The organism is Tsukamurella sputi, assembly GCF_007858445.1.
In the GTDB taxonomy this organism is placed as follows: Bacteria; Actinomycetota; Actinomycetes; order Mycobacteriales; family Mycobacteriaceae; genus Tsukamurella; species Tsukamurella sputi.
Genome location: NZ_VIGV01000004.1, coordinates 143,206 through 155,658, shown reverse-complemented (window position 1 = coordinate 155,658; position 12,453 = coordinate 143,206). Strand labels below are relative to the sequence as shown.

Annotated in this window: 13 protein-coding genes and 3 tRNA genes; 3 read left to right on the top strand and 13 right to left on the bottom strand. The window is 69.1% G+C overall.

Translation table 11 applies throughout. The features are described from left to right. The 7 genes from FK268_RS13570 to FK268_RS13540 form a co-directional block, all read right to left on the bottom strand. The gene (locus tag FK268_RS13570) at window positions 1-2,340 is read right to left on the bottom strand and encodes an FdhF/YdeP family oxidoreductase (protein ID WP_193560284.1); all 2,340 of its coding nucleotides are present in this window, start codon (window positions 2,338-2,340) and stop codon (window positions 1-3) included. Beyond that, a complete protein-coding gene (gene fdhD / locus FK268_RS13565) occupies window positions 2,337-3,182 on the bottom strand; it encodes a formate dehydrogenase accessory sulfurtransferase FdhD (protein ID WP_146434869.1) in 846 nt (281 codons plus the stop codon). Before fdhD ends, FK268_RS13570 begins: the two co-directional genes overlap by 4 nt. A 69-nt stretch (window positions 3,183-3,251) precedes the next feature. Further along, the gene (locus FK268_RS13560) at window positions 3,252-4,007 is read right to left on the bottom strand and encodes a MerR family transcriptional regulator (RefSeq protein WP_146434867.1); all 756 of its coding nucleotides are present in this window, start codon (window positions 4,005-4,007) and stop codon (window positions 3,252-3,254) included. A gap of 9 nt (window positions 4,008-4,016) precedes the next feature. Beyond that, window positions 4,017-5,504, bottom strand: coding sequence for a flavin-containing monooxygenase (locus FK268_RS13555; RefSeq protein ID WP_146434865.1), 1,488 nt, complete (start codon window positions 5,502-5,504; stop codon window positions 4,017-4,019). Between the two features lie 16 nt (window positions 5,505-5,520). Then, window positions 5,521-6,444, bottom strand: a complete 924-nt coding sequence (locus FK268_RS13550; RefSeq protein ID WP_146434863.1) for a ferritin family protein — start codon at window positions 6,442-6,444, stop codon at window positions 5,521-5,523. Window positions 6,445-6,481: 37 nt separating this feature from the next. Further along, complete coding sequence (locus FK268_RS13545) at window positions 6,482-7,336, bottom strand: SDR family NAD(P)-dependent oxidoreductase (RefSeq protein WP_193560283.1); 855 nt, start codon at window positions 7,334-7,336, stop codon at window positions 6,482-6,484. Continuing rightward, on the bottom strand, window positions 7,336-8,325 hold the full coding sequence (locus tag FK268_RS13540; protein ID WP_146434861.1) for an alpha/beta hydrolase: 990 nt from the start codon (window positions 8,323-8,325) through the stop codon (window positions 7,336-7,338). Before FK268_RS13540 ends, FK268_RS13545 begins: the two co-directional genes overlap by 1 nt. 89 nt (window positions 8,326-8,414) lie before the next feature. On the opposite strand from FK268_RS13540, the gene FK268_RS13535 reads away from it, so the two are divergent. Further along, complete coding sequence (locus FK268_RS13535; RefSeq protein WP_231707074.1) at window positions 8,415-9,479, top strand: ferredoxin--NADP reductase; 1,065 nt, start codon at window positions 8,415-8,417, stop codon at window positions 9,477-9,479. A 52-nt stretch (window positions 9,480-9,531) separates the two neighbouring features. On the opposite strand, the gene FK268_RS13530 is transcribed toward FK268_RS13535, so the two are convergent. From FK268_RS13530 to FK268_RS13505, 6 genes are all read right to left on the bottom strand, one after another. After that, complete coding sequence (locus tag FK268_RS13530) at window positions 9,532-9,723, bottom strand: hypothetical protein (RefSeq protein ID WP_146434859.1); 192 nt, start codon at window positions 9,721-9,723, stop codon at window positions 9,532-9,534. A 266-nt stretch (window positions 9,724-9,989) separates the two neighbouring features. Then, complete coding sequence (locus tag FK268_RS13525) at window positions 9,990-10,457, bottom strand: DUF6264 family protein (protein ID WP_146434857.1); 468 nt, start codon at window positions 10,455-10,457, stop codon at window positions 9,990-9,992. A 79-nt stretch (window positions 10,458-10,536) separates the two neighbouring features. Continuing rightward, a complete protein-coding gene (locus FK268_RS13520) occupies window positions 10,537-10,962 on the bottom strand; it encodes a helix-turn-helix domain-containing protein (RefSeq protein ID WP_146434855.1) in 426 nt (141 codons plus the stop codon). Between the two features lie 112 nt (window positions 10,963-11,074). Then, a tRNA-Phe gene (locus FK268_RS13515) sits at window positions 11,075-11,148 on the bottom strand. Window positions 11,149-11,189: 41 nt separating this feature from the next. Further along, a tRNA-Asp gene (locus FK268_RS13510) sits at window positions 11,190-11,266 on the bottom strand. Between the two features lie 25 nt (window positions 11,267-11,291). Next, window positions 11,292-11,364: transfer RNA gene (locus tag FK268_RS13505), tRNA-Glu, on the bottom strand. A 250-nt stretch (window positions 11,365-11,614) separates the two neighbouring features. On the opposite strand from FK268_RS13505, the gene FK268_RS24765 reads away from it, so the two are divergent. Further along, a complete protein-coding gene (locus tag FK268_RS24765; RefSeq protein WP_438695988.1) occupies window positions 11,615-11,944 on the top strand; it encodes an ArsR/SmtB family transcription factor in 330 nt (109 codons plus the stop codon). Beyond that, window positions 11,941-12,429, top strand: coding sequence for an SRPBCC family protein (locus FK268_RS24760; RefSeq protein ID WP_193560282.1), 489 nt, complete (start codon window positions 11,941-11,943; stop codon window positions 12,427-12,429). Before FK268_RS24765 ends, FK268_RS24760 begins: the two co-directional genes overlap by 4 nt. Window positions 12,430-12,453: the final 24 nt, after the last annotated feature.

The window sequence follows — 12,453 nt, the reverse complement described above, 5'->3', positions numbered from 1 at the left end:
CTACACCGACGCGGCCACCCGCACCGCGACGTTCTTCATCAGCGGCTGGTCGGATTGGGTGCTGTAGTCGGCGATCCCGATGAGGGCGTTCATCTCCGGCATGTATCCGGCTGCCGCGCCGCGGGGAAGGTCGTACTTCAGCGCCCGGAACCGGCGCAGCGTGCGCTCCGAGCCGTCGCGTGAGGTGGACGTGATGTCCACGAACTCCCCCTCGGTGAGGCCGCGGGCGCGCATGTCGTCCTCGTTGAGGAAGATGAGCTCGCGCAGGTTCTTGATACCGCGGTACCGGTCGTTGGCCGAGTAGATGGTGGTGTTCCACTGATCGTGCGAGCGCATCGTCTGCAGGATCAGCACGTCCTCGTCGGCGGGGATCACGTTCGGCATGGGCGCCAGGGAGAACTCCGCCCGGCCCGACGGAGTGTGGAAGACGCGCTCACGCGCGGGCTGCGGGATCCGGAATCCGCCCGGGTTCTTGATCAGCTGGTTGAAGCCCTCGAAACCCGGAAGCACCTTCGCCATGACGTCACGGAGGCGGTCGTAGTCGTCGACGTACCACTGCCACGGCGTGCGGCTGTCGGGCAGAGTCGCCTTCGCGATGCCGGCGATGATCGCCATCTCGGACTTGAGTTCCTTCGACGCGGGTCGCCGCTTGCCGCGGGAGATGTGCACCATGCTCATCGCGTCCTCGACGGTGACGCCCTGCAGGCCGGCCACCTGCTCGTCCTTCTCGGTGCGGCCCAGGCAGGGCAGGATGAGCGCCTTGCGGCCGTGCACGAGGTGGCTGCGGTTGAGCTTGGTGCTCACCTGCACGGTGAGCTCGGTCTTGCGCAGGCCGGCCGCGGTGTACGCGGTGTCGGGCGCGGCGAGCACGAAGTTGCCGCCCATCCCGACGAAGACCTTCACGCTGCCGTCGTGCATGCCCTCCACGGTGTTCACGGTGTCGAGTCCGTGGGTGCGCGGGGAGACGATGCCGCACACCTCGTCGAGCTTGTCGGTCCACGGCGGCGGGCGGTGGTCGATGCCGCAGGTGCGGTTGCCCTGCACGTTGCTGTGGCCGCGCACCGGCGACGGGCCCGCACCGGGCCGGCCGATGTTGCCGCGCAGCAGCAGCAGGTTGGTGATCTCACGGACGGTGTCGACGCCGTGCTCGTGCTGGGTGATGCCCAGGCACCACGCGATGATCGTCCGGTCCGCGTCGAGGTAGACCTGTCCGGCCCGGCGGATCTCCGCCTCGGGCAGCCCGGCCTGCGTGGTGATCTCGTCCCAGCCGGTGGCCGCGACCAGGTCGCGGTACGCCTCGAACTCCGCGGTGTACTGCTCCAGGAACGCGCTGTCGAGCACCGTCGGATCCGATTCCGCGGCCTCGAAGACGACCTTCGCCATGCCGCGCATCAGCGCGAGATCACCGCCCGGGCGCACCTGGATGTTCATGTCGGAGACCGAGGTCGCCTTGAACAGTGCCATGTCGACCATCTCGTGCGGGACGATCGTCTTCGTCGCGCCGGCCTCGACCAGGGGGTTGATGTGCACGACCTGCGCACCCCGACGGGTCGCGTCGGCCAGCGCGGTCAGCATGCGGGGCGCGTTCGACGCGGCGTTGACGCCCATGATGAACAGGGCGTCGGCCTCCTCCCAGTCCGCCAGATCGCACGTGCCCTTGCCCGTACCGATCGACGCGCTGAGCGCCCGGCCCGACGCCTCGTGGCACATGTTCGAGCAGTCCGGCAGGTTGTTGGTGCCGTACTCGCGGGCCAGCAGCTGGTACAGGAACGTGGCCTCGTTGCTGAGCCGCCCCGACGTGTAGAAGGACGCCTCGTTCGGGCTGGCGAGCCCGCGCAGGGCGTCACCGACCATGGCGAAGGCCTCGTCCCAGCCGATCGGGACGTACTTGTCGCTCGCCGCGTCGTAGACCATGGGCTCGGTGAGCCGGCCCTCGTTCTCGAGGTCGAAGTCGGTCCAGTCGGCGAGCTCGGTGACGGTGTGCTGCGCGAAGAACTCCCGCTTGACCCGCTTCGGGGTCATCTCCCAGGTGACGTGCTTGACGCCGTTCTCGCAGAAGTCGAGGGTGAGCTTCTTGTCGTCCGGCCACGCGCACCCCGGGCAGTCGTAGCCGGTCGGGTGGTTCATCACGAACATCGAGTGCGTGCCCCGGACCAGCTCTCGCTGCTGGAACAAGATGGTGCCCACGGACTTCGCTGCGCCCCAGGACGCCGCCGCGTGGTGGTAGGGCGAGCTGGACCAGGCACCGTCGGTGACCGGGCCGAAGCCGCCCTGCCGGGGCTCGTCGGGCATCAGGCCGGGCACGTGGGCCGTCGATTCCGGTCGGTGATCCGTGCTCATGTCAGAACTTCCTGTCGCACTCGGTGGGGCCGGCTGTAGACGTTGAGGTGATCGCCGCGGACGAAGCCGAACAGGGTGAGCCCCGCTTCGTCGGCGAGTTCCACGGCGAGGGAGGACGGCGCCGAGACCGCCGAGAGAACGGGGATCCCGGCCATCACGGCCTTCTGCACGAGCTCGAAGCTGGCGCGGCCGGAGACCTGGAGGACGACGCCGCGCAGCGGCAGGCGGCCCTGCAGCAGCGCCCACCCGATGACCTTGTCGACGGCGTTGTGCCGCCCGACGTCCTCGCGGAGCACGAGCAGCTCGCCGGAGGCGACGTCGAAGAGCGCCGCGGCGTGCAGGCCGCCGGTCTTGTCGAAGACGGCCTGTTCGGCGCGGAGCCGGTCCGGGAGGGCCACCACCTGCTCGGGGACGACGGTGACCGGATCCTCACGGACGTCGAACCGGGAGACGGTGCGCACCGCGTCGATGCTGGACTTGCCGCACATCCCGCAGGAGCTGGTGGTGTAGAAGTTGCGCGTCACGTCGGGCGCGGGCGGGCGGACGCCGGGGGCGAGCGCGACGTCGAGCACGTTGTACTGGTTGAGCTCCCCACCGGTGCCCGGTCCGCCGCAGTGGATGGCGGAGCGGAACTCCTCCGCCGAGGCGATCACGCCCTCGGAGACGAGGAAGCCCGCCGCGAGTTCGACGTCGTGCCCGGGCGTGCGCATGGTGACCGCCAGCGGCGCCCCCGCGACGCGGATCTCCAGCGGCTCCTCCACGGCGAGGGTGTCGATGCGGCGCAGCGGTTCTGCGCCGACGGTGACCTTGACCACCGACCGACGCACCGTGATCCGACCCATGGCCTCGACGCTACACCGGCACCACGGGACGGCGTTCGGGTTCTCCGGGCGCCGGCTCGGTACGCCCCGTCAGTCGGAGTCGCCGTCGGCGCCGGTACGGCCCTCGACCGCGACCTTGTGCGCCTGCAGCTCCTGATCGAGGGCGGCGTCGAGGGCCCGGTCCAGGGCGGCGTGCGCGTTCTCGGTGCCCGCGCGGCGCATGGCCCCGAGCAGGCCGACGGCCCAGGCGACGTCCTCGTCGGAGGACGGCAGCCAGCCGGGGCCGCGGCGCCGGTCCACCTCGTCGTGCGCGGCCGTCATGAGAATCTCGGCCGCCTCGTTCATCTTGGCGACGAAGCGCTGCTGCACGTCGACCAGTACGGCAAGATCCATGCCCTTGCCCACCAGGCGCGCGAGGTTGCCGATGATGTGCCGGTCGGCGGCCTCGTACCGCCCCGGTTCGGCCGTCTCCGTGACGATGCCCGCGGCGAGGAGCGAGGCGAGCGCGTCCTCGTCGAGCGGACCGAGCCGTGACTCGAGTTCCTCCCGTCCGAGCACCGGGCGGTTCGCGGAGGCCCAGGGCTCGTCGAGGATGTCGTTGAGGTCGAGTGCGTCGCCGATCCGCGCGCCGGGGTTGGTGAGGAAGGTGGCGATGTGGCCCAGCGTGAAGCCCTTGCTGAGCAGCTTGTTGATCGCCAGCAGGTTCCGCACGTGCTTCTCGGTGTAGATCGCGACCCGGCCCCGGCGCAGCGGCTGGGGCAGCAGGCCGCGCTCCTGGTAGCCCCGGATGTTGCGCGTCGTCGTCCCGGACACCCGGGCCAGGTCGTCGATCCGGTACTCGGTCATGCCCGCATGTTATCCGGCGGCGAGGGCGGTGCTGTCCACGTCATCGTGCACAAGAATCCGGTAGTCCTGCAGGTCGACGGTGCGCAGCTGGCCCACGTACTGCGAGGCGAAGCCCGGGTACATGGTGGCGTTGAAGCCGTCGTCGGTGAGGTACCAGCTGCTGCATCCCGAGTTCCACGTGGTCGCGGTGAGGCGCCGCTGGATGTCGCGGTTGTACTCCTCCTGGACGTCGGCGCGCACGTCGAGCGCCTTCCACCCGTTGCGCAGGAGTTGCCCGATCGCGTCGGTGATGTAGTCGATCTGCGCCTCCATGTAGACCAGCGCGGAGCTGTGCCCGGGGCCGGAGTTAGGGCCGAAGGTGACGTACAGGTTCGGGTAGCCCGAGACGGCGACGCTGCGGTAGGCGTAGGCGCCGCCGCTCCACTCGTCGGCGAGGACACGGCCCTCGAGCCCGGTGACGGGGATCGGCGAGCCGGTCTTGGAGACGTCGAAACCCGTCGCGAAGACGATGCAGTCGAACTGGTGCTCCACGCCCTCGACGGTGCGGATCCCCTTCGGCGCGATGCGGGCGATCGGCCAGGTCACGAGCGTGCAGTTCTCGCGCTGCAGCGCCGGGTAGTAGTCGCTGGTCATCAGGAGCCGCTTACACCCGGCGGCGAAGTCCGGAGTGAGCTGACGACGCAGCCACGGGTCGCGGACCTGCAGGCGCAGGTGCAGCTTGCTGACGGCCTCGACGACGCGCGTGAGCGGCGTGTTCCAGACGACGCCGAGCGCCACCGACTCGTGGCCCCAGAACCAGAGGGCGCGCGCGAGCTGCTGCGCGCCCGGGATCCGCCGGTAGATCGACTTGGTGAATTCGCCGGTCTCGGTGTTGATCCGGGGCAGCACCCAGCCGGGGGTGCGCTGGAAGACCTTGACGGATGCGGCCTGCTTCACCAGCTCGGGCACGATCTGGACCCCGCTGGCGCCGGTGCCGACGACGGCCACCTTCTTGCCGGTGAAGTCGTAGTCGTGGTCCCAGCGCGCGCTGTGGATCTTGTGCCCCTCGTAGTCCTCGATGCCGCGGATCGCGGGGAAGGAGCAGTTCGCGAGGGGCCCCGAGGCGATGATCACGGCGCGTGCGCGCTCGGGCTCGCGACCCTCGAAGGAGATGGTCCACTCCCCCGCGTCGGCGTCGTAGACCACGCCGGTCACGGTGTGCTCGAACCGGATGTGCGGTGCGACGCCGGAGGATTCGACCATGCCGTCGATGTACTCGAGGATCTCGGCGCTGCCGGAATAGGTGTGCGACCAGTCGGGGTTCGGGGCGAAGCTGTAGGAGTACAGGCGCGACGGGATGTCGCACGCGGCCCCCGGGTAGGTGTTGTCCCGCCAGGTGCCGCCCACGCGGGTGTCGCGCTCGAAGACGACGTAATCGTCGATCCCCTTGTCCTGGAGGCGGATGGCGGCGCCGATGCCGGCGAAGCCGGCGCCGATGATGGCTACGGAATGAGTCATGGCTGAGGCGTCCTCGTCAGGCGGTGGGCTCGTAGGTCAGTTCCTGCGACCACGTGGGCGTGCGGTGCACCAGGGGGAAGGGGATCAGCGACGTGGCCTTGACCAGCGCGTCCGCGGGGACGTGGTAGAGCTTGTTGCCGCGATCGATGACGCGGCTGCCGTGCCAGGCCACCATGCGGAACATGGGCAGTCGCTGGATGTACTCGCTGCGTTCGCCCGCGGCGCGGTAGCGCTTCATCGCGCCGTACAGCCGCTCCTCGTCGACGCCCATGTCGACGATGTTGTCGCGCATCTTGTTCAGCAGCGGGACGTAGCTCAGGAAGCCGATGAGCAGCGAGGGCTTGATCCAGCCGCCGACGAAGTCGATGGTCCGCTTGCGCAGGTCGGCGTGGCCCAGCATGTCCATCACCTCGAAATCGACGGCCAGGTGCCGGGACTCGTCGGCGTTGATGCGCTTGAAGACCTCCTGCGCGATCGGATCCTTCACCTCGTCGGTGATGAACTTGATCAGGGCGCCGTCGAGCGCGACCTCGAGCATCGGGATGACGGTGCCGAGGAAGGACAGCGACATGCCGTCGGAGTACTGGTCGAGCCAGTTGATCACGAGTTGCACGTTGACGTTCGGCGAGGGGATCTCGTCGTCCTCGAGCATCCCCCACCGCCGCATGAGCGCGAGCTCGGCGTTGGCGTGCTTCTGCTCCTCGGCGTGGAAGTGCTCGTAGATGCTCTTGAGCGTGGGCGTGGGCGCCTTGCGCGCCATCGCGGCGAAGCCGCGCGCGCCGACGTTCTCGATCCACATCAGGTCGGACAGGAAGGGTTTGAGCTTGGCGTGCAGCTCCGGCTCGATGAGCTCGGCACCGGGGGCGTCCCAATCGATGTCGGCGAGGGCCCACTGCCGGTCCTTGATCATCTGCAGCATGTTGTCGAGATCCATGGCCATGGCGGCTGTTCCTTTCGGTGGCGGGTGACGATCGGCGTCAGGACGAGGGCAGGAGTCGGCTGAGCAGCCCGAGTCCGCGGACGTACGGCGTCGGGAAGTGCCGCTTGAGGTGCCAGACGACGTTCGCGTCGAACTGCGGCACCACGTAGAGGCGGCCGAGGTCGAGCGCGTCAAGGGTCTGCGCGGCGACCCCGTCGGGCGAGATGCCGGTGAGCTTCATGAGCGCGCCGGCGAGGTTCTTGCTGCCGTCGGTGATCCGGCCGTCGCGCGCGACGTTGGTCTTGACGAAGGTGGGGCACAGCACCGTCACGGTCACGCCGGAACCGGCGAGCTCGGCGGCGAGCGTCTCGGACAGCGACATCACGCCCGCCTTGGAGACGTTGTACGGGCCCATTGACGGCGCGGCGGCGAAGCCCGCGGCGGAGGCGACGTTGATGATGCCGCCGCGGCCGGCCTCGCGCAGCATCGGCGCGAACAGCTCGCAGCCGTGCACCACGCCCCACAGGTTGATGCCCAGGGCCCAGTTCCAGTCGTCGAGACCGATGTCGCCGACGACGCGGCCGCCGATGCCGACACCGGCGTTGTTGATCACGAGGGTGGGCGGACCGTCGAAGACGGTGCGCGCGAACGCGGCCAGGGTCTCGACGGCGGCTCTGTCGGCCACGTCGACGACGGCGGCATGCGCCTTTGCGCCCCGGGCCTCGATGAGCGCGACGGTCTCCTTCGCGCGCCCCTCGTCGATGTCGGCGCAGACGATCTCTCCGCCGCGGCGGGCGAGTTCCAGCGCGAAGGCGCGGCCGATGCCGCTGCCGGCGCCGGTGACGACGGCCTTGGCGTCGGCGGTGATCGGGTCGCGGACGAGGTGGTGCAGCAGGCGGTCGATGCCGAACATCAGGAGGCCTCCGAATCGGTACGGGTGGTGGCGGCAGGGGCGCTGTCGAGCCCCGCGAGGAAGTCGCGCACCCGCAGGAGCGCGGCGTCGGCCTCCGGCGCGAGCCGGGGCAGCGCCTGGAAGACGTGCATGAGGCCGGGCCAGATTTCGAGCGTGCTCGTGCCGCCGTGCGCGCGGAGCTCGCCGTCGAGGTGGCGGGCGTCGGCCGAGAGCATCTCCGCACCGCCGGCCTGGATCAGGAAGGGCGGGAGCCGGTCCGCGCGCCGGAAGTCGAGGTGCAGGCGCGGGTGGCGGGGATCCACGCCGCGCGTGTACTGGTCGACGAGGCGCTTGGCGGCCGCAGCCGAGATGGCGGGATCGCGCCGGATCCGCTCCTGGTGCTCCGCGAGTGCGAAGGTGAGGTCGATGAGCGGCGAGAAGAGGACGGCGGCGGCCGGCTGCGCCTGCTCCGTGGTCGCGCGGTGCAGCAGCAGGTCGCCGATCAGGTGCCCTCCCGCGGAGTCGCCGGCGAGCACGAGGTCGTCCGCCGCATAGCCCTGGGTGAGCAGCCAATCCAGGCCCGCGGCCACATCGGCCGCGGCGCACGGGAACGGGTGTTCCGGCGCGAGGCGGTAGTCCACGACGAAGACCGGCAGTCCCGTGGCGGCCGAGAGGCGCGCTGCGAGGCTGCGGTGGGTGCGCGCCGAGCAGATGACGTACGCGCTGCCGTGCACGTAGTAGATCGCGCGGCGGCCGTAGGTGACGCCCGGGCCGAGTACCCATTCGCCGCGCACCGGCGCGCGAACGGCGGTAACGGTGGTCCCCCGCGGGGTCGAGCCGAGGGCGCCCATGATCGTGGCGATGAGCCCGCGCGCCACCCGGATCCCGATGGCGTTCATCGGGATGAGCCCGCTGGTCACGCCCAGGCCGTAGCGCGTGACGAGCGCGGCGGCGTCCGACCGGGGGGTCGACGCCGACGGGACCGGCGGGGCCGGTGTCGTTGTTCGCATGCCCTACACACCATCAGCAATCGTGCCAGTTGTCAATGGCACAGTCATCACGGTAGCGTCCCGAGGACCCGACGAAGGAGCAGGACACCGTGGAATCACCGGCGGCCGCACGGTCGCATCCGCTCGAGATCATCGACGTGATCGAGGAGACCGCCGACGCGGTCTCGCTCGTCTTCGCGCATCCCGTCGGGGGCCGCCTCGACTACTCCCCCGGACAGTTCCTCACCCTCCGGGTCCCCGGCACGCCGGAGGACGGCACGCGCTGGGCGCCGCGCTGCTACTCCCTCTCGAGCACCCCCGGACTCGACGACCACCTGCAGGTCACCGTCAAGCGCACCGTCGGCGGGTACGCCTCGAACTGGCTGTGCGACAACGCCAAACAGGGGATGATCCTCGAATCCCTACCACCCGGCGGGCGTTTCACCGTGCGCGACGTTCCCGATCACCTCGTCCTCATCGCCGCGGGAAGCGGCATCACGCCCGTGATGTCGATCCTCCGGGCCGCGCTGAGCGGTGCCGCAGCCCCGGTGACACTCGTCTACGCGAACCGCGACCGCGCGTCGGTCATCTTCGACGCCGCGCTCGCGGAACTGCAGGAGGCGCACGGCGATCGCTTGACAGTGATCCATTGGCTGGAAGCGGAGCGAGGGCTGCCCACCGCGGCCGGCCTCGCACCGCACCTGCCGGCGCCGACGGCCGCGACGTCCGCGTACCTGTGCGGCCCCGCAGGCTTCATGGACGCCGCCACCGAGGCCGCCGCACTCGCAGGGGTCGACGACGCCCGCATCCACCGGGAGGCCTTCTCCTCGCTGACCGGCGATCCGTTCGCCATCGACTCCGGCGCGCCCGATCCCGCTGACGGTCCGACACCGTCGGAAGGTGCCGCGACGGTCACCGTCGACCTGGACGGCGCCACCACGACCCTGGCCTGGCCCCGCGAGCAGGTGCTGCTCGACACGCTCCTCGCGGCGGGCCTCGACGCCCCGTACGTGTGCCGCGAGGGCAACTGCGGTGGGTGCGCCTACCGGCTGCGCCGCGGCGAGGTCGAGATGCTGGTCAACGACACTCTCGACGACTACGAACTGGGGAACGGCGTGCGTCTCGCCTGCCAGTCGCTCCCCCGCGCCGACGACCTCGCGGTCGAGTTCGACTGATCCGGCTCGTCCGCCCCATGGATCCGCACGGTTCGTCCGCGGTTCCGATCCGTCAGTCTGCGGGGTTCGAGGGAATGTTCTCGGTGATCCGCGAGATCCGTTCGACGGGGACGCGGATCGCCCTGCCGTCGTCGAGCCGCACAGAAGCCTCACCGTCGTAGGGGACGGAGAGCAGCGTCCCGAACGCCGAGGGTTCGTCGAGGTAGCGAACCCGGTCACCGGGATAGAGTCGAACAGTCACCACGTGTCGTTCCTTGTCTGTACGGCCTGCGCGATTCACATGCCGAGACGCGAGCGCCGGGGTCCACCGGCGGCGTCGAAATCACATGATTGCAGCGTGCACGAATGGCTTGCAACTGTTCACAGCCTGAACAGAACTCCGGTTTCACTTCACCGGATCGTTTCGTCGGGCGTCGACATAGTTCTGACCTGGGACGATGCACGAAACAGCGCAGTCCTTCGGGTGACAACCCCTGTACTTACACTGCGATGGCGCGCGCCTCGCCGCGGTCACGTAGGGCTCACCGCCGCGAGCTGCTCGAGTGCCGCCGCGAGCAGAGCGACCTGGAACAGCCCGCCCACGACCGGGAGCCAGAACGCCGGCTTGCGCAGCACCAGCAGCGCCACAGCGACGACGAGCGTCACGAGATAGACGACGACGCCGCCGATGTCGTTGAGGACGTAGGCGGCGCTCAGCTTGTCGTAGTCGCACCCCGCGGTCCCACAGGAGTCCGCAGCCATCGTCCAGAAGATGCTGAAGTACAGCAGCGCGAGCACCTCGAACGCGTACACGCCGAACAAACAGATCGTGGCGACCAGGTCGACGATGCGCCAGACCGGCCAGCGGGTCGGTGCACAGGGCTGCGACGCGATCAAGCGCTCGTACGAGTACGGCGCCGTCGAGTACTGCGACCGTGAGGGATGGACGGCAGCCACAAAGCCGGTTGCGGCAGCACCACCGCGAGGATCTTCGTTCATCCATCGATCGTGGCGCGACTGGGCACACGACGAATCCGTAGCGCTGCGCGTCACGCTAAGCGAAACTACCTAGCTCGCGTCAGTCGAACGAGTGGACCGCGCAGTAGATCACGCTCAGGTGCACGTTGAACTCCTCCGCGATCCGTTCCTTCGACTCCCCTGCCGCGGCTCGTTGCCTCGCCTCCGCTTTCCGCACGGGATCCAACGGCATCCGATCCTTGGGAGGAGCCGGGTCGACCGGCGTCGGCAGTCGAATGAGGTTCCCACCCAGAGATATCCGATCCTCGATGCAGAAACCGTAACTGCCCGCTTTGGTAGCGGCGTCCGCATCAACTTCTCGGATCAGTCCGGCGTCGACCCCTTCACGAAGCAGAGTCGTCAGAATGACCTCACGGACGACATCCAGGTCTACGGCGGCCGCGACCTCCGCATCACCGACCACCGCCCGGACCTCGTCGATGACCAGGTCGCCGATCGCGTCGTAGTCGAGTTCGTCGTCCGCCATGGCTTCACTCTCCCGGCCCGACCGCTCCCGGCGCATCGGGGGAAACACCCAGATTCCGATCGCCACGACCCTGGATACAAGAAGACCCCCTGCGAACAGGGGGTCTTACTTGTGGCCAGAGCCGGGATCGAACCGGCGACCTACCGCTTTTCAGGCGGTCGCTCGTACCAACTGAGCTACCTGGCCGTGCCGGTAAAACCGTCACCGCCGAGTTCATAGAACTCGGATGGCGACCCTGACGGGACTCGAACCCGCGACCTCCGCCGTGACAGGGCGGCGCGCTAACCAACTGCGCCACAGGGCCATATGCAATTTTTCGTCTTGCGACGTACCCCCTACGGGATTCGAACCCGCGCTACCGCCTTGAAAGGGCGGCGTCCTAGGCCACTAAACGAAGGGGGCTCGCATCGGGCGACTTGAAGCCGCTCTCCGCACCGCTTCCGTGTTCCGTTGGGAGCTGGGATAGCTTATGGCACATTCCACCCAGTTCCCAAATCGCCAGGTCAAGCGCTAGAAATCTGCGCCACGGGAACGCATCGGTGAACAGCTCCCCAACACCGCCGACACGACCGCCGCGCGCAGGCCGGTTCCCGCCCGCTCCGCAGGCGCCCGGCCGTTGACGGCACAATACGTAAGCGCTAACTTACGTATTGTGTCCATCGCCACCGACCCCTGGTCAGCCCTCGCCGATCCCACCCGGCGAACCGTCTTCGCACGGGTGGCCGCCGGGCCCTGTTCGGTCACCGAGATCGCCCGGGAACTGCCCGTCAGCCGGCCGGCCGTCTCGCAACACCTGCGAGTGCTCCTCGACGCGCAGCTCGTCGACGTGCGCAAGCAGGGCCGCGAACGCCTCTACCGTCCCCGGCCCGACGGGCTGGCCACGATGCGCCGCGAGCTCGAGGGCTATTGGACACAGACGCTCAGCACGTTCAAACAGCTGGCCGAGCAGGCCTACGCCGACGAAGGGACACCACGACCATGAGCACCACCGCGCCCACCGCATTGCGCTTCGACATCACCGTCGACGTGCCACTTGACTACGCGTTCCGCGTCTTCACCGAACGCTTCGACGAGATCAAGCCGCGGGATCACAACCTGTTGCCGGTACCCGTCGAGCGCACCGTGCTCGAGCCCCGCGTGGGCGGCACGATCTACGACGTGGGGACCGACGGCGCCGTCTGCACCTGGGCCCGCGTGCTCGCGTACGACCCGCCGAACTCGCTCACGATCAGCTGGGACATCGACCCGCAGTGGCGGATCGAGACGGACCTCTCCCGCACCAGCGAGGTCGAGATCCGGTTCATCGCAGAATCCGCCGAGCGCACCCGAGTCGAGCTCGAGCATCGCCACCTGGACCGGCACGGCGAGGGCTGGCAGCAGACGGCCGCCGGAGTCGGCGGAGCGAACGGCTGGCCGCTCTACCTCGACCGCTTCCGCGCCGCCGCCCAGGACGCGTCCGCACGGTAGGGAGCCCGGGCGCTTCAGGATGTC